The organism is Barnesiella sp. ET7, from assembly GCF_024733785.1.
Taxonomy (GTDB): Bacteria; Bacteroidota; Bacteroidia; order Bacteroidales; family Barnesiellaceae; genus Barnesiella; species Barnesiella merdigallinarum.
On the sequence record NZ_JANRHM010000004.1, the window covers coordinates 148,475 to 166,383 of the forward strand.

Genomic DNA, 17,909 nt, shown 5'->3' on the forward strand with positions numbered 1-17,909 from the left:
AAGTCCTCGCTCCTTTTGTTTTACCCACTCCTTTGTAAAACCGGGGCAGTAAAGGGATAAGGGGGGATCAACGTAAAAAACTGAGGAATCCGTGAGATTAAGCATAAATTTTAGGAGCAGTAGAAAATCGGTGGGGATAACCACACAGTTTAACGATTTTAAAAAAAAGGACTTTTGGAGAATAGGCGTAAAAAAACGTGGGATTCGCAAAGTCAGAACGCAGCAGGGATTAACACCAAAACAGGCCGCCCTCAAAAATTCTGGGAACGGCCTGTTTACAGACTCTACAATTAGATAAACCTTATCTCTTTATCTCGGACAGATGGCTCAATAGAACTTCGACATCGGATAGATGTTCACCGGATAACTGCCCTTGTTTTCGAGATTCATCACCAGCTTCGGCTCATCGCCGCTGCAATCGTAGACGAGGATATTCCCGTCGGAAATCCGGGCCTCGTTCAGGTCGTTCGATACCGATACATAGAGCAGATTCTTGTTCGGGTCGGCTACAACGTTGCAGGTCAGATACTCGGCTTGCGGAGCATCGTTTTTCACCTGGATATACTCCTCGATTTTCCACGTCTTGAGCGAGATGCGGCTCACCGTCAAGGTACCGGCGGCAAAGTAGAGGTAGTCGCCGGCCAGCGTCACGCCCGACGAGTTCATAAACTCGGCCGAGATGTCGGCACTGATGGGTTTCTCGAGTATGACGCTCATGGTCTCGGTATCGACAAAGGTGAGATAACTTTTCAGGCTGCCCGAGCGACCGCAGGTAGCCACCACGATTTCGTGGTCGCCCGTGCGACAGATACCGCTGATAAATTCGCCCGAAAGGTCGAGCGAACGGGTCAACTTGTTGCTGTCTTTCGTGAACTCGAAGAGCTGGGTATTGGTCCAGAATCCCCCGCCGGAACAATAGAGGTGATCGCCGATGACGGTCATGCCGCGTGTGCCCACAACGGTCTCGATTGTATTCCCCTGGTTGCCGAAGTGGTATCCACCCTCCACGAGAGTCAACTCGCCGGTCTCGGTATCGAGGCGGAACATGCCCTGTCCGTCGGCCAGAAAGAGGTTATGCTCGTCGATAACGGCCAGATTCTCGAGCGGCGTGACCAGCGGCAACGAGTCGACCACCTCGAGCGAGCCCTCGGGTTTATGAAACTTCAGGTCCTTGAAATGGAATACCTTCTCGCGGCGGAAGGTCTCGGCATCGACAATGACGATAGTCCCGTCGCCCGGCTCGCTGTTTCCCAAATCGGGCACCTCGGTATTGTTGCTCATGATGTAAATCTTGTTTCCATAGAGGTAGAGATCTTGCGACGTATTGCCGCAGGCCGAACCGTTGACGGTACGGTAGACATTCTGCTCGACCTGCCCCTCGGGTGAAATCCAGGTGACCGAGCCGTTCTCCAGACGCGGGGCTCCCTGGTTGAGAATCAACACTCCGTCGGGCGAAGCATATCCGCCGAGAGCCGTGGGCGGATTAGTGCCGCCACCGCCCGTATTACCACCGTTACCTACAAGTTCGGGGTCGGACGAGCAACCGCCCGCCGCAACCATGGCCCCCGTCAGCACGAGGGCTGCAATCCATCTGTTATTCATTGCGCAAAACATATTTCTTACAGATTACTGACGACCGGCCGGGAAATAGAAGCCGGCGGGGAAGTGGGTATAGTTTTCGTATTTGACGGCCGGAGCCTCGGTGCTGGTGGCAAAGTCGAATCCCCAGATCTGGTTCTGCCCGAAGAGGGCATACGATTTGAGGGTATTGATGTAGACACGTCCCGACTTGGGGTGCACGCCCAGTCCGTTGTAACGGATGCCGGCGTTCTTGTCCAGAGCAGAGAGGTCGACCATCCATTGCTCGGCCTCGAGACCCGAGTCGGCCTTGAGATCTTCGCTCTCGTCGAAAGGCAGACAGTAGACCGTCACCCCATCGGCATAGTAGAGGTTGTTGCCATAGGCGGCGAAGGCCTCGCCCGACGAACCCACGGCCGGTTCAACGCCTATGCGGCGCTGAATCATCGAGCGGTCCGACAGGTTGAACTTGCCGATGGCAATCTGTCCCGAGCCTACGGTCGTCGAGGTAGAGGTCATCACCCACATCCGGCCGTCGTCGGCGCCCTGAATGCCCAGCACACGGTTGATCATGCAGGGGATGCTGTACGGGAACGAAATCGACGTCACGGCATCGCTCTCGGTCGAGAGCTCGAGAATCTTGCTCAAATAGCCCGACTTGAAGGTGTAGGCCTTGCCTCCCATCGTCACGAAGCGGCTCTTCGGCGCACCGTCCGAACCGGTCACGAAGGTCAGCGACTTGGCCGTGGGGTCGAAACGGTAGATACCGGCGTTGTCGCGGATATAGAGATGCTGCTCGTCGAGCACGGCGATATGCGTGGGCCAGTCGAGCCCCTGCAGGTCGTCGTTCGTGTAGGCGGCCGTCCGCTTCAAGGTGTGGGCATCGGCCACCACCAGCATGCCGTCGTTTTCGAACACCGTGCCGTTGGGGTTCTTGTTGCCGTTCTGCGAGATGATATAGACCTTGCCGTTACAGAATGCCATGTCCTGTGCCACGTTGCCCAGCTCGGTACCGTTGACCGTCTTGTAGGCATCGGCCACCACATACCCCTCGGGCGAAATCCAGGTGAGCGAGCCGTTCTCGGTAGTCATGTTCCCCTCGTTGAGCACAAAGACCCCGGCCGGGTCGTCAAAGGCATTCAGACAATACAGCTCCACCTTTTGCGAAAGGTTCTTCCCGCCTGCGCCCGCTACCGTGACGGTGAGCGTAGCTTTTGTTTCGGCATCGGCCATGGCCGAGATTTCGATTTTCCGGGCATCCTGGTCGACCGTTGCACTCCACCCGGCGGGCAGCGATTCGGTCTTGACCGACTGCACATGCTCTGCCGCATAGGCAATCTCTACTTGGGTATCGGGAACCACAAATACCGGCACATCGGTTGCAACAGCCGTTGTCCACTCAAACTTCGGGTCGGGCATCGGTTCTTCACTCTCTTTCGAGCAACTGCCCATAATCAGAGCTACCGCTACCAGCAGCACGCCCCACATCTTTCTTACTTTCATCATTCTACTTTTGGATAAAAATCTATTATTTAACAAGTTGTTGAAAATTTGCAAAACAAGGTCCCGGGCCGGAGAAGAGACGGCAAGCCCGGCCGTTGCCATATTGTCAAGACGGCAACGCGTCGTGCCTGCCTGTTCCCGGGCAGATGCCCCAACAGGTTTACACAGCACCCCGACACGGGTTATGAATGGCTCGAAAAGCCTGAAAAAAGTATATAGCATTTACGTCGTACATTTAACCGTCCTGTCCACGGGCTCGATTAAAAACAAAAACTGACGGCAGGTCTTCTGACTGACTCCCCACTCGAGGCCTTCCCGATATTGCAATCAGTGGCGTATAGAATTCGAGCGGTTGGCGGAGCTTCACAGCAGCGGGACTGTCCGGGATTTTCACCCGATTCCCTTTTAATCCTCGAGGCCCGGCGGGCCTTTTGGAACCAATCGGCTGTAAAATTAGTATTTTTTTCTGGAGAAAGATAACTTTTTCGCTTCCTACTTCAAACAGATTGTATATGGTGCAGCTTATAGTCTTTATCCTCAGCGGTCTTGACAACACACTCCCCCCACAAAAAAAGCATGAGCGCATATAGCCGAGATGCGGCTGTATGCGCTCATGAGTTTCTCTGAAGAAGTTTTGCCGGTTCTCTCCTACACCGGCTCCATTTTTTTCTATACTGCCAAACTTATCTTACCAGAACCTTCTGGCCGCCGATAATGTAGAAACCGTTCGGCAGATTCTCGGCAGCAACCTCCCGAGGTACGTTGGCCCGCACCTTCATGCCTTGCAAATTGAAGACATCGACACGGGCACTTCCCGAATCCACACAGTCGGAGACCACAGACTCGATGCCCGAACTCGCCGATTGCCCCTCGAGTATCCAGGCATTCAGCTCCTTTACCCGGGTCGTGGCCGAGGCAAAGGCTTCGATGCCGTTGGCATCGGCTTCGGTGGGGAAGACACGGATGGAGGTAGCCCACTTGTCGTTCACGAAGATGTCGAGGATGGAGTGGTCGATAAAGATATTTATCTTCAGCTCACTCCCCACGGCCGGACGCTCGGGCAAGATGCAACGATAGACACCGTCGTATACGCCGGCGTCGTTGGTCAACCGAGGCAGGGCGCTGAAGTCGGCCACGAGTTCACCCGTTGCCGGAGTGTACGAAACAACGGCCTTGGCACTGCCGCTCTTGAAGATGTGGAAACCGAAGTCGGAGGCACCCACCTCGAATGTGCCGCATATCTCGACCGAGCGTCCGCTCACAGGCGAGAGGTCGAGAGTACCGTTCAGGTCGAACCCCGTGCGGGTAAAGGTGGTCGTGGTGCGTAACCCGGTCAACCCCTCATAAGGTTTCTGCGACAGCGAGCCGTCCTCAGCAATAGACCACTCGCGAGGCAACGAATAGCAGTGAGCCCAACCCAGGTTCCAGTTGGAGACCGACGACAACTTGTCGGGGACAATGCCCAGGGAAATCACCTTGTCGTTGTGCCGATAGATGGTGGGCGACAAGAGACCGAAGCCGTCGCGGGAGTTCAGTTCGACCAGACGCGGTTGCGAAGAATCGGCATCGGGCACAAACTTTCCATCGGCGGCAATCGAGCCCGTCCAGTACAGGGTGTGAACACCTTGCGATGTGTTGAGCGGCGTGACGGTGAACAGCCATCGGCCGTCGGGCATCGGGGTGATGTTGGGCATCTCCCAGAAGGTACCGGCTTCGGCAGCCGACGAGCCCGTGAAGAAGAGGTCGCCGTCGTTGCTCCACATGCCGGTGAGCGGGTTGTAGCGATGCAGAGTGGTTGTGCCTACCCCATTCTTCGAAGAGCCCACAATGATGTAGGCGTTGTCGCCGTTGCGGAAGAAATAGGGGTCGCGGAAATCGTCGGAGAGTCCGCTGGGGCGACCACCGATAATGGGGTTGCCAGGCAACTTGCTCCACTCGTTCAGGTTGTCGGTGACAGGTGTGGCCTGCGCAATCGTGGCCTTGGCATAATCTACGGCCGTATAGAGGATGTTGGGCTCTCCACCCGTCACCTCATCGTCGGCAAAGACACAGCCGCTCCAGCAGCCCTTGATGTCGTAGGCGTCGCCGGGAGCCAGGGCAATCTTCTCCTCCCGCCAGTCGTAGAGGTTTTCGCTCGAGATATGTCCCCAATGCAAGCGGGCCATGTAGGGGCCGTCGGCATTCTTCTGGAAGAAGAGGTGGTAGCGGCCGTCGGCATAATACATGCCGTGGCATTCGTTGGTCCACCCGGCGGCAGGCATACCGTGGAAACGCGGACGCAGCAAATCGTCGGCAAAGCGCGAGGCCGGTATATCGAGGTCGGGCTCATGCTCGGGTTGCCAGGTCTGTATCTCGTCCAGCGACTTAGCCTCGTTCCAAATCGAAATATCGTCAATCAGTCCGTTGAACGACATCAGCTCGAAGGGACCCGACAGGCGGGACTCGGAGCCCTGCCCCATGTAAAACGAACCGGCGGCAAACGAGACAGAACCGTTGGCCCGGCTCGAGCCTACCTCCACCCCGTTGTTGTAGAGCTTGATCGACCGGTTGTCGCAGTCGATTACGGCCACCAGGTTGTTCCAGCTATACGTAGGGAGCGGCGTGCTCGCCTCGATACTTACCGGCCAACCGCCGATGTAGGTCTCGAAACTGTACTTGCCGTTAAAGCCGAGGTAGAAACCGAAGCCCGTCTTGCTGTCCCGGTCGAGACAGGTGACGATGGGGGTCTTCTCCGACGTATCGGTATCGATTTGGATAATGGGATAGCACGGGAGGGCCACCCATACCGAGACGGTCATTTGCGTGGCATCGGCAGCCAGGATATTGTCCAGACGGGCATCTACCCGCGAGGTATAGCCGTCGAACCTTAAGGCGGCACCTACGGCTCCGTCGACATTCTCGGGGGCGAAATTTCCCTCGACCGTAAAGCGGTCGCCACTGATACGCTCCTCGATCTGCCCGGAATCGACATTCATAGGAAAATGGGCAACCAGTTCGGCATTTAACGACAACGCCGACGCCATGGCGGCAATAACTGAAAATGATTTAATTCGATTCATTGATACAAATTCTTTTGAGGTTTGGCTGGATACGACACAGATGACGCACCTCGACAGAGAGGGTTACGCCATCTGTGTTTCAATAAGTTTTATTTCAGATAATCGAGAATGTTCATAGTCAACTGCTCGATGTTGTGCTGATAGGGATTGGTACCCGAGTTCTGGTTCCACTCATAGGCGGCAAAGCCGTTGGCGATGCAACGTCCGTGCTCGGCATTGGCATAGAACTCGACCAGACCGGCCACGCAGTGGTCGCGCACATGGCCCCAGGTGGCCAGCACGAGGGCGTTGGTAGTCACCTCGAAGTTGCGAATCACGTCGGGATAGTTGCCTTTCCCGTAGATGTTGCAATCCCACAAGCAGTTGTGGTCTTCGCGTTGACCGGGACCGATGAGCGGCAGGCTGTTGTAGCCGTAGTTGTTGGGGTCTTCCATCGTGAGGCCCTCGTATACGGGATGCGAGGTGCGGTCGTAGAATCCCTGGTCGCTGCCGTTGCGGAAGTCCCAGCCCAGGTAGGGGTTGATGGTCCACACGTCGGTACCCGTCCCGCCTTCGCCGTTACCGTAGGTCGTGGGAGGCATGGTCGACGGCACGAAGCCGAGGGGTACGGTGAGCTGCGTAGCCATGTTCGAGAGGTAGAGGCTGCCGCCGTTGGCCGAGTATTGGCGCAGAGCGGCGATGGTCTCGTCGGAGGTTATCTCGGCCGGCAGGTTCTCCCACCCGAGAGGCAACCCCACGCGGTCTATCTCGATCCAGAGCACGGGATAGATGTCGGCATCCAGGTCGGCAAGCTGCGAGGGTTGGATGAGCTCGGCATTCTCCTGCTCCATGAACCAGGCGGCCGCAGCCCGCTCGTCGTCATCGGGGAGCTGCTGGATGGTGGCGGCAGTCATCAGGTAACCCATCTTGGGGGTGATGTAGGGAACCGTCACCTGTACCGAAGTACCCTTCGACGTATAATACTCGTCATATACCAGGGCCACGGTGTAGGTCAACTCCTGGTCCATCGGCTGGCCCTTCATCTCGCACGAGGTAGCCGACGCCTCCAGCACGACGGCGGCATCGGCCTCGTCGGCTCTGAAGACCTTGACGGCCGTAATGCCCTCTTCGTCGGGCAGGGTCCAGTTGAGTGTAACGGTACGGCCGCTCACCGAAGCCTCGAGGTCGGTCACATTGGCCAGCTCGATATAGGGAATCGTAGCCGTCACCGAGACACCCTCGGATACATAGCCTCCGTTATAGAGGACTTTCACCGTGTAGAGATACTCCTCTTCCATAGGCTGCCCCTCCACCGAATAGGAGGTTACGCTCCCCTCGAGGCGTGTGGGGTTCGACGAGTTGCCGTTGGTAATCAGCAATACCCCCTCTACCCCATCGGCTGCGGGCAGACTCCACGAAAGATTGACCACATAGCCGTCGATGTCGGCTCTCAGGTTACTCACCTTTTGCAAATCCGGAATTTCGGTATAACCGGTCGGCTCAAATTCCGAGCATGCACCAAACATACCGCACAGCGTGGCAAGCAGTATGAAAATGCCATAAGATATTTTTTTCATCGTACTTTCTGATTTAATGTGTTATTTATACAAGTCTCCTGCATTGTCTACCTGGTTGACAGGAATCGGGAAATAGATTTCGTCGCTCGAGAGGTTGGCTCCCTGGTAGTAGGTCCGAATTTTCCCTTCGGTTTCGTAGTAGTTGTTTACCGTTTCGACTACCGTACCCCAGCGCACGAGGTCGAACCAGCGCAGACCCTCCATGGCCAACTCGAGGCGGCGCTCCATACGCACAGCCTTGCGGGCATAGTCCTGATTCCAGCCCGTAGCCGGATATTCGCTCACCTTGTAACTGGCCACCATGGGGTTGCAGTCGATGGGTTCGTACGAAGCGTCGACCGAGCGGGCGGCCTTGCGGCGCACGTCGTTGATGAGGGTGCGAGCCTCCTCGAGATCCTTGTTCTGCTCGATCAGGGCCTCGGCCTTCATCAGCAGCACGTCGGCGTAGCGGATGAGCAGACCGTTGAGCGACGAGGCCCCCCAGGGCACGATACCGGGTTTGACATAGGGCGACTCGGGTGCCGGATAGGGCTTTTTGCCCGAATACTGCCCGTAGAGCTCGAGGTTGCGGCACCACTTCTCGTTATACTGGTGCGAACGCCACGGCATCCCGATACGGCCTACCGTAAAGTCGAGACGGGGGTCGATGTTGCCTTCGAAATCGGCACGGTCTACATTCTGGTCGTCGGGAGCACCATCGAGATAAGGCAGACCGTTTTCGTCGGTACGGAAGGCGTTGACCAGATCTTGCGAAGCCAGATAGAAGTCGTCGCCGTTGCCATAGAGGTTGCCTTCGGACCAGGTACAGTTCAGACAGTTGTTGTAGTTATACTGGTCGGGCGAGTTGGCCGACGAGAACTGGATGGCCAGTATCGACTCGTACTGGTTGTTGTACTCGGGTTTCGACATGTCGAGGAAGTTGGGATAGAGCTCGTACTGATGGCTGTCGATTACGTAGCCGGCATAGGTCTCGGCTTCGGCCCAATCGGAGGTGAAGAGGTCGACACGAGCCAGCAGGGCAGCAGCCACATAGCGGTTGAAGCGGCCCACCTCGGCCTGCGTTGGGGGCAGTATCTCGTAGCTGTCGCGCAAATCCTGTTTGATAAACTCGGCAATCTGCTCGCGCGAATACTGGTCGGCCCGGCATTCGCTGGGGTTCACGACGGTTTCGTCGAAGTAAGGGAACTTTTCAAAGATGCGCAGCATATCGAAGTAGAAGTATGCCCGCAACGTCTTCATCTCGGCCACATACGAGTTTTTCTCCTGGTCGGAAATCGAGGTAGAGGCCTGGATGCCACGGATGGCGGTGTTGCACCGGCTGATCGAATAGTAGTTGTTGCGCCATTTGAAGGTAACCACATCGTTGTCGCTCTGCACATTGCCAATCTCGAGCTGGTGGATGTAACCCTCCATGGTCACACCGTCGCCCCCCTTGAGGGCGTCGTCGGACCGCACGTCGAATACCCAGTTGTTGATAGGGCCGGCAAACGACTCGTTATTGCCGAAATAGTGGTTGAGCAGCGACGCATAGGCCGAGGTCATCAGGTCGAGGGCCTCCTCGTCGCCAATCTGTTCGTCGGTAAACGTACCTTGCGGTTTGGTGTCGAGCATATCCTCGCATGAATTCATGGTCATGCCCATTGAAAGGATAGCTGCAACCCATATTGCTTTTTTTGCTATGTTTTGTATCATGTTCATGGTTCGTCGTTTTGAATGTTAGAACTGGAAATTCACGCCCACCGTAAAGGTGCGGGGACGGGGATATGCACCATTGTCGATGCGTGCACCATACTCACCGGGAAGGATTTCGGGGTCGAGACCCGTATAGGAGGTGAGGGTAAAGACATTCTCTACCTGCCCGTATACCTCGAGGTTCGAAGCACCTATCTTCTTGATGAGATTCTTGGGCAGTGCGTAAGAGAGTTTCAGGTATTTCATCTTCATGTAGGAACCGTTCTCCACGTAGTACGACGAGAAGCGGCTCTCGTTGTTGTCGTCGGTCAGCGACAGGGCCGGAATATCGGTATCGGTATTGGTCGGGGTCCAGGCATTCAAGATCTCTACCCCGCGGTTGGTCGAGAGGTTGCCGTAGTTCATCGAGAGCAACTGACGCTTCATGTGGTTCTGGATGTCGAATCCGAAATCGCCGGCAAAGAACATGTCGAGCGAGAAGTCCTTGTAGCGGAAGGTCAGGTTCAAGCCCATCGACAAGTCGGGGTTCGGGTCGCCGATGATGCAACGGTCGTTGTCGTCGATTACCCCGTTGCCGTCGAGGTCACGATAGATGAGTCGGCCGGGAGCGGCACCGGTCTGGGTAGCGTGGTTGGCTACCTCGACCTCGTTCTGGAAGATACCGTCGCACACATAGCCGTAGTAGACACCCATGGGCTGACCCGGGATGAGCCGTTGGTCACCGCCGATGAAGTTTTGCCGCGAGTTGAGCTCGAGCAGTTTGTTCTTGTATTGGGCTACGTTGATTGAACCGTTCCACGAGAAGTCGCCATACGAGGGACTGTTGTAGCTGAGGGCGATTTCCCAACCTTTGTTCTCCATCGAACCGGTGTTCAGCCACATGGCCGCATTCTCGCCGGCCACGTCGAGGGCGGGCGGTATCGTCAGCATGTCTTTGGTCTTCTTGATGTAGTAGTCGGCACTCAGACCCAGGGCTCCGCTGAAGAACTGGAAGTCGGCACCGATGTTGTGCTGATAGGTAGTCTCCCACTTCAACTCGGGATTACCGGTGCTCGAGAGGGTGATGCCCGACGTGGTAGACGAGTTGGTTCCGCTGATGTCGTAGGCACCGTTGCCCGTATTGAAGATGTAGGTCGAGTAAGCCGGGTAGAGCGAGGGGATATTGGCGTTACCGTTCTGTCCCCAGGAGTAGCGGACCTTCAGGTCGCTGAGCACGTTGTTCTGGGGGAAGAACTCCTCCTGCGTGGGTCGCCAGGCCAGTGAGAAAGCCGGGAAGATGCCGGCGCGATAGCCTTTGGCAAAGCGCGAGTTTTCGTCACGACGGATGGTGAACGATGCCAGATAGCGGTCGGCATAGTTGTAGTCGACTTTACCGAAGAGCGAAAATACCGACCATTGCGTCTTGCCGCCGCCGTTGCTGCGGGTACCCGTACCGGCGCCTATCTGCATGTAGTCGGGGTCTTCAAAGGCATACCCTTCGCGCGAAGCCGACAGGTCGCGGAACGTATAGCTGATGGCCTCGGTTCCGAGCAGCACGGTCAGGTGGTGCTTGTCGGCAAAAGTCTTGTTGTAGTTGGCGGTATTGGTCCAGGTCCAGGTATCGCCCTGACCGTATACGCTCGACACGCTGTTTACATCGCCGGGATTCACCGTACGGCCGAGCGTGTGGTTGAAGTATTGGCTGTGCTCGATACCGATATTGGTCTTGAGCGAGAGGCCCTCGATGGGTTTCAACTCGAGGTAGGCATTACCCAGGATACGCCACGACGAGTAGTCGTTGTCCTTGGCATTCTCGATGAGCTGCACGGGGTTGGTCAGGTCCGAAGCAATCAGCTCCAGAGGACGGGCCCACGAACCGTCAAGACCGCGCACGGGCAGTGCCGGGTGCTGGCTCATGGCCGTGAACGGCACACCCCGGTCGCCGGCAACATCGACACCCCGGTTTTTCCAGTGGGCCAGCATGAGGTTCTCGCCCACCGAGATATACTTGTTGAAGTCGTATCGCGAGTTGATACGGGCCGAGTAGCGCTCGTAGAAGGTCTCCCGGATGTTACCGTCCTGGTTGATGTAGTTGAGCGAAAGCATCACCGAACTCTTGTCGGTATTGTTCGAGATAGAGGCGGTGAGGTTGTTGGTCCAGGCCGTGCGGTATACCTGGTCCTGCCAGTCGGTATTGGTGGTAGGATAGTTGGTATTGCCGGCCACGTAGGGTTGCAGCACCGGAGTCTCGCCGTTGCCATAGAGCACATGCGAGGGGGCTATGTTCGAGTTTTTCGAAGCAGCCCAGTAGGCTATGCCCCATTGGTTGGCATCGAGCATTTCGTAGCGGTTGGCAATCGTCTGGATGTTGGTCGAGTAGTTTACGTTGACCGTCATGCGGTCGCCCTTGCCCTGCTTGGTGGTGATGACTACCACGCCGTTGGCGGCACGCGAACCGTAGATCGAGGCCGATGCAGCATCCTTCAGCACCTGCATGGACTCGATGTCGCTCGGGTTGATGCAGTTGATGTTGTCGGTAGGCACACCGTCGATGATGTAGAGGGGGTCGTTGCTCGAGTTGGCCGTAGACATACCCCGGACACGAATCGTACCGGTACCGCCGGGAGCGGCATCGGGCACTACGTTCACACCCGGCAACCGGCCGGCCATGGAGCTCATGATGTTACCGGAGTTCTCGCTCAACGGCTCCTTCATGTCCATGACCGAGACCGCCCCGGTAAGGTCGGCTTTACGAACGATTTGATAGCCCACGACCACCACGTCGTCGAGCACTTCAGAATTTTCGCCCAGATGGATGGTCATCTCCGGCGTGGCTTTGGCCTCGGTCGGATTGAATCCAATGTACGAAAACTTCAAGGTTGCACCTTCAGGGACGGAGATGGTAAAGTTCCCGTCAATGTCGGTAGAGGCTCCGGTTTGGGTCGACTCACAAAGCACGGAGGCTCCAATGAGAGGCTCTCCGCCGGACTTTGAAAGGACCTTCCCATGCACAGTGATATTCTGTGCCTGCGCCATGATTGCCATAATAAACAGCAATGTTGCACTGAGAATTGTTCTTTTCATATTTATTTATTTTTATAAGAATTTCTATCGCAAAAATAGGTTACAAAAGCCCCCTGCCGTTATAAAAAATGTTGTACAAGTTATCAAAATTTAAGCGATGCACGTTTTTTGATAGAAAATGCCCCAATTTTAATAGTCGACCAAACGACAAAAAAACGCACCTCTACGGTTGTATAGAGGTGCGCCACAACAGGATTAGTCGCAATGCCTATTGTTGTGCTCGATTATTTCGTCAGCTTGTTTCGAACCTCGGTAGGGGTCTCGCCATAGGTATCGCGATAGCATTTTGTAAAATAGGCCGGGGTAGAAAAACCTATTTCGTAGGCAATCTCGCTTACCGTTTTGTCGGTCGTGGTCAAGAGCTCGCGGCCCCGTTGCAAACGCAACCGACGTATCAGCTCAACCGGAGCGTAGTTGGTGAGCGACTTGATTTTGCGATAGAACTGAGAGCGTTCAAGCCCCATCCTGGAAGCTATCGTATCGACATTCAAGCTGGCATTGCCCATCTCTTCCTGGAATATATCCAGGAAACGGTTGTAAAATTCATTGTCGATATCGCCCGCAGGTGTGCTTTTGGCCGGCAAGGGTTTCCCCTCCTCCTTTCGATTGCCTTTCAGGACAGACGACGAGAGCCACAGCTCCTTTATCCGCTTACGATTGGCTATGAGACTGGCACATCGGGCTTTCAATACGGTACTGTTGAACGGCTTTGAAAGATAGCCGTCGGCTCCGCTGTCATATCCCTGAGCCCGCTGCTCGTCCATGGAGCAGGCAGTCAGCATCAAGACCGGTATATGCGATGTCGAAATCTCGTTTTTGATGCGCCGGCAACATTCCAATCCGTCCATTACGGGCATCATCACATCGCAGATAACAAGATCGGGCACATACTTGACAGCCAACCGCACTCCCTCTTTACCGTTCGAGGCTGTAATTATGTTGTAGTCGGCCCCCATCAACTCACCAATAAGGAGCTGAATATCCCGGTTATCGTCGACAATGAGGATAATGGGCTTGTCCTCATCGAAGGTAATGTGCGTATCGATTACTTCAAATTCGGCCTCGACATCTTGCTCATCGATTTCCTTACCGACATCGATTGTAGTTTCGGCCACATGCCTTACCGGCAAGGTCACCGTGAAAACCGAGCCTTTGTTCAACGTACTGTCTACGGTGATGCTCCCCCCATGCAACTCTACAAATGCCTTGGCGAGCGACAATCCTATACCGGAACCCTTGGGATGGACACGATCGACCTGATAGAACCGATCGAATATGTTGCCGAGGTCTCGCTCGCTTATCCCTTCGCCGGTATCGGAGACCTTGAACGTGAGGTCCGTACCATCGCATTCGTACGAGACAGTAATCGAACCATTGTCGGGCGTGTATTTGAACGCATTGGAGAGGAGATTGAAAAACACCCGCTCTATCTTTTCCAAGTCGATAGCCAGTGCCAGCCGCTCGTCGGCCGACGGGCCGACCAACGACAACTTTATATCGCGCTTGCGGGCGATGGCATAGAACGACTCCAGCCAGTCCCGGATACATTGATTGAAATCGACCTCGGACAAATGAATATCCAGTTTCCCGTTCTCATATTTACGGAAGTCGAGTATCTGGTTGATCAGCCGCTGGAGTATCCTGACGTTCTTATCGGCTATTTTCATGAGCGTATGTTGCTGCGGCGTGAGGTTCTCGGCAGCGGCCAGTTGGGCAACCGGTTCCGAAATAAGCGTCAGCGGCGTACGCAAATCGTGCGACACACTGGTGAAGAACACCAGTTTGGCCTGAGTGGCTTTTTCGAGCTGCTCATTCAGCAACTTTTGCTTATCACGCTCCTCCTCAAGAAGTTTATTCTGCGACAAGAGCTCTTTCTGGTGCCGACTGCGCTGCCAGTAGGCCCGCAGCAGAAGGAACCCGACACCACACAACAGAACGATAATGGCTACACTGGCATAGAAGAGCGAGGTCTGCGAGGAGTGCTGAGCCCAATAATCATCGATTTGGACTTTCAACAACTCTATCTTATGAGTCTCCTCCTTCAACGTCTCGTTCTGCAACAGCAGAATATCGGCATTGCTCAAATCTACGGCCGACGAAACAGGCAAAATAGTCTCCTTTTTGTAAGGTTCGTCCTTCAAGATGGCAAGAGCCGTTTGAATGAGTCGGTGCCCCTCGGTAGGATACAAAAAGGTTGCGTCGATAATACTATCGGCAACGGCCTGTATGCCTATATTGGGAGCGGCATCGATGCCGATTATCTTGATATGGTCGCGTAGACCGAGACGACTCGCCACCTCCGACGCTCCGATGGCCATACGGTCGTTATGGGCATAGATGAGGTCTACATCGGGATAAATCCTCAATAAAGAGTCGGCAACGGGTATCGCATCTTCCTTGTTCCAGTTGCCGGAGACGCTGGCCAACAAGGTTCCACCCGACGCCACAAACTCCTTGACAAAGCCTTCGTGCCGGTCTTCGGCCGGAGTAGACCCCCTCAAGCCGAATATCTCGATGGCTTTTGCCCGGTTCCCGAGCAAGTGCTGCGCATAGTGGGCCGCCGACTGCCCAAGCCCCTTGTCGTCTACACCGATGCGGGCCGTATAAGAGTCGCTGTTTATATTCCGGTCAAAAATAACCACAGGAATCCCCCGCTTGTATACATCTTCTATAATAGGCGTAAGAGTCTCGGCTTCGTTGGGCGAGACGATGATGATGTCGAACCCGTTCTTGACAAAATAGTTTATATCGCTTATCTGTTTTTCACTACTGTCATCGGCCGACCGAATCTCCACGACAGCTTCCTTGTGAAACATAATCTCGCGGTTTATCTCGTCGTTCATCTTCATGCGCCAGTCGTCCTGGCTGCACTGCGAAACACCTATCCTGTATACTTTGCTCTGGTTACAACCGAACAAGGCCATCAATACTGCCAGCCAAAAACCGTATGATAAGATTCTGTACATCGTTATGTGTGCTTTGTATCCGCAAATTAAACTATATTCTCATAAAAAAAAGCGTGTATAAGGTATTAAAAATCGGGCATAACAACAAATTTGATAAACTATGCACGATTTTTTATAGCCTCCTCAAAGGTTAGTCTTTAACTTTGCATTACAAAACAACAGCAAGTATAACTCGATTTATCATAAATCTCGATAGAAAATAAAAAAATTGAAAATAGGCCCCACAAAAGGAGTTAATCATAAAAAATAAAACTATAATAATTATGGCTATGACTCAATCGCTTGTCACCAATCGCAAATCGTTCCTGCTGCAGATCCTCCCGGTGATGCTCTGCTTCTTTGCCATGGGATTTGTCGACCTCGTAGGCACGGCATCGAACTATGTACAAAAAGATCTCGGCTTAACCGACTCGCAGGCCAACCTCTTCCCCTCGCTCGTATTCTTCTGGTTCCTCATCTTCTCGGTTCCTACCGGCATGTTGATGAACAAAATCGGTCGGAAAAATACAGTTCTCATCAGCCTCGTCGTGACAGCTGCCTCATTGCTCATCCCGCCGTTCGGCGACAGCTACATAGTCATGCTGGTCTCCTTCTCACTGCTCGGTATCGGGAACGCCATCATGCAAACCTCGCTGAACCCGTTGGTAACCAACCTGATAAGCAGTGACAAGCTGGCTTCGACCCTCACCTTCGGCCAGTTTGTAAAAGCCATCGCCTCGTTCCTGGCCCCCATACTGGCCGCCTGGGGAGCCACCACGATATTCCCCACCTTCGGCCTGGGCTGGAGAGCTCTGTTCGTAATCTATGCCATCATCTGTTTCCTGGCCATCTCGCTGCTGGCAGCAACCCCTATCGACGAAGACAAGCCCGACAAGGCATCCAGCATAGGGAATTGCCTGAAACTGCTCGGCCGCCCCTTCATTCTACTCTGCTTCATCGGCATCATGTGCCACGTGGGAATAGACGTAGGAACCAACACAACAGCCCCCAAAATCATTATCGAACGACTGGGACTCCCCCTCGAAGAGGCCGGATTCGCCACCAGCATCTACTTCATATTCCGTACGATAGGCTGTTTCCTCGGCGCATTCATCCTGCGCACCATCTCGCCGAAACTCTTTTTTGCCATAAGCGTACTGATGATGCTGGCCGGCATGTGCATCCTGTTTATCTGCAACACCCTCACACCGCTATACATCGGCATCGGCCTCATCGGGTTCGGCAACTCCAACATATTCTCCATTGTATTCTCACAAGCACTCGTCTATGCACCACAAGAGAAAAACGAAGTGTCGGGCCTCATGATCATGGGCCTCTTCGGCGGTACGGTTTTCCCCCTGGCCATGGGTTATGCAGCCGATGCCATCGGCCAAATCGGAGCCGTGGCCGTGATGACGGTCGGAGTCGTCTATCTGCTCTACTATACGCTGAAAATTAAAAACATATAATCACCGTTAACCCCAATCGCATCTAACCCCATGAAAGACATAGTTGTAGGAATGGGCGAAGCCCTGTGGGACATGCTGCCCGAAGGCAAGAAAATAGGCGGAGCCCCGGCCAATTTTGCCTACCACGTATCCCAGTTCGGACTGTCGAGCTGCGTAGTAAGTGCCATAGGCGACGACTCGTTAGGCAAAGAAATCATAGAAAACTTCGCCTCCAAAGGGCTCAACCACCACATTGCCCAAGTACCCTATCCCACCGGCACCGTGCAGGTCGATATCGACCAAGCCGGCATCCCGCAATACGAAATCAAGGAAAACGTAGCGTGGGACAACATACCCTACACCGCCCACCTCGAAGCCTTGGCCGAAAACACAAAAGCCGTATGCTTCGGCTCCCTGGCCCAACGCAGTGTGGTATCGCGCAGCACCATCAACCGCTTTCTCGACGCCATGCCGCAAACCGACGATACCCTCATCGTCTTCGACATCAATCTGCGCCAGGGCTTCTACAACAAGGAGATTCTGTGCAACTCCATGAAGCGGTGCAACATACTGAAGATAAACGACGAAGAGCTCATTCTGGTCAGCCGCATGTTCGGCTACCCCGGCATAGACCTGCAAGACAAATGTTGGATACTCCTCGGGAAGTACAACCTGAAGATGCTCATACTCACTTGCGGCATCAACGGCAGTTACGTATTCACCCCCGGCCACGTGTCGTTCCAACCCACCCCCCAGGTCGAGGTTGCCGATACCGTAGGGGCCGGCGACAGCTTCACTGCCGCCTTCATCGCCTCCCTCCTGAAAGGCAAGAGTGTAACCGAGGCACACCACCTCGCCGTACAAACCTCGGCCTACGTCTGCACCCAGAATGGCGCCATGCCTCTCCTACCCGCCCAACTGACGGCGTAACTACTTCATCCCTTCCCGCGGCTAATGACTACACATTTTCTCACAAAGCATGACCTTCGATACGATTAAAATCGTAACTTTGTTATTACTTATCGGCAAAGCGTTTATGGTGCTTGCGGCTGTGCACCCGGTGGC

At 54.6% G+C, this 17,909-nt stretch carries 9 protein-coding genes and 1 riboswitch; of the genes, 2 read left to right on the plus strand and 7 right to left on the minus strand.

Going from position 1 to position 17,909, the window contains the following annotated elements:
- Positions 1-327: 327 nt before the first annotated feature.
- The 7 genes from NW211_RS03985 to NW211_RS04015 all read right to left on the minus strand — a co-directional run bounded on the left by NW211_RS03985 (position 328) and on the right by NW211_RS04015 (position 15,417).
- The gene (locus NW211_RS03985; protein WP_258326991.1) at positions 328-1,602 is read right to left on the minus strand and encodes a DUF5074 domain-containing protein; all 1,275 of its coding nucleotides are present in this window, start codon (positions 1,600-1,602) and stop codon (positions 328-330) included.
- 24 nt (positions 1,603-1,626) lie between these two features.
- Positions 1,627-3,084, minus strand: coding sequence for a DUF5074 domain-containing protein (locus NW211_RS03990; RefSeq protein WP_258326992.1), 1,458 nt, complete (start codon positions 3,082-3,084; stop codon positions 1,627-1,629).
- Between the two features lie 257 nt (positions 3,085-3,341).
- A riboswitch (cobalamin riboswitch) is annotated at positions 3,342-3,538 on the minus strand.
- 226 nt (positions 3,539-3,764) lie between these two features.
- Complete coding sequence (locus tag NW211_RS03995) at positions 3,765-6,140, minus strand: LamG-like jellyroll fold domain-containing protein (RefSeq protein ID WP_258326993.1); 2,376 nt, start codon at positions 6,138-6,140, stop codon at positions 3,765-3,767.
- Positions 6,141-6,229: 89 nt separating this feature from the next.
- Positions 6,230-7,696, minus strand: coding sequence for a DUF4960 domain-containing protein (locus NW211_RS04000; RefSeq protein WP_087407687.1), 1,467 nt, complete (start codon positions 7,694-7,696; stop codon positions 6,230-6,232).
- 21 nt (positions 7,697-7,717) lie between these two features.
- Positions 7,718-9,331: a RagB/SusD family nutrient uptake outer membrane protein gene (locus NW211_RS04005; protein WP_241147786.1), complete on the minus strand. Its 1,614-nt coding sequence runs from the start codon at positions 9,329-9,331 to the stop codon at positions 7,718-7,720.
- Between the two features lie 81 nt (positions 9,332-9,412).
- Positions 9,413-12,451: a TonB-dependent receptor gene (locus tag NW211_RS04010; RefSeq protein WP_258326994.1), complete on the minus strand. Its 3,039-nt coding sequence runs from the start codon at positions 12,449-12,451 to the stop codon at positions 9,413-9,415.
- A gap of 224 nt (positions 12,452-12,675) precedes the next feature.
- Entirely contained in the window at positions 12,676-15,417 is a 2,742-nt protein-coding gene (locus NW211_RS04015; RefSeq protein WP_087407690.1) for a substrate-binding domain-containing protein, read from the minus strand.
- A gap of 269 nt (positions 15,418-15,686) precedes the next feature.
- On the opposite strand from NW211_RS04015, the gene NW211_RS04020 reads away from it, so the two are divergent.
- Together NW211_RS04020 and NW211_RS04025 are read left to right on the plus strand one after the other, a co-directional pair.
- Positions 15,687-16,865, plus strand: a complete 1,179-nt coding sequence (locus NW211_RS04020) for an MFS transporter (RefSeq protein WP_258327018.1) — start codon at positions 15,687-15,689, stop codon at positions 16,863-16,865.
- A 30-nt stretch (positions 16,866-16,895) separates the two neighbouring features.
- The gene (locus NW211_RS04025) at positions 16,896-17,774 is read left to right on the plus strand and encodes a carbohydrate kinase (RefSeq protein ID WP_087407691.1); all 879 of its coding nucleotides are present in this window, start codon (positions 16,896-16,898) and stop codon (positions 17,772-17,774) included.
- Positions 17,775-17,909 lie beyond the last annotated feature (135 nt).

What these genes read in the sequence shown, in the direction of transcription:
- NW211_RS04025 (WP_087407691.1), top strand. Translation starts at nt 16,896, where the DNA reads ATGAAAGACATAGTTGTAGGAATGGGCGAAGCCCTGTGGGACATGCTG.
- NW211_RS04020 (WP_258327018.1), top strand. Translation starts at nt 15,687, where the DNA reads ATGACTCAATCGCTTGTCACCAATCGCAAATCGTTCCTGCTGCAGATC.
- NW211_RS04015 (WP_087407690.1), bottom strand. Translation starts at nt 15,417, where the DNA reads ATGTACAGAATCTTATCATACGGTTTTTGGCTGGCAGTATTGATGGCC.
- NW211_RS04010 (WP_258326994.1), bottom strand. Translation starts at nt 12,451, where the DNA reads ATGAAAAGAACAATTCTCAGTGCAACATTGCTGTTTATTATGGCAATC.
- NW211_RS04000 (WP_087407687.1), bottom strand. Translation starts at nt 7,696, where the DNA reads ATGAAAAAAATATCTTATGGCATTTTCATACTGCTTGCCACGCTGTGC.
- NW211_RS04005 (WP_241147786.1), bottom strand. Translation starts at nt 9,331, where the DNA reads ATGACCATGAATTCATGCGAGGATATGCTCGACACCAAACCGCAAGGT.
- NW211_RS03990 (WP_258326992.1), bottom strand. Translation starts at nt 3,084, where the DNA reads ATGATGAAAGTAAGAAAGATGTGGGGCGTGCTGCTGGTAGCGGTAGCT.
- NW211_RS03995 (WP_258326993.1), bottom strand. Translation starts at nt 6,140, where the DNA reads ATGAATCGAATTAAATCATTTTCAGTTATTGCCGCCATGGCGTCGGCG.
- NW211_RS03985 (WP_258326991.1), bottom strand. Translation starts at nt 1,602, where the DNA reads ATGAATAACAGATGGATTGCAGCCCTCGTGCTGACGGGGGCCATGGTT.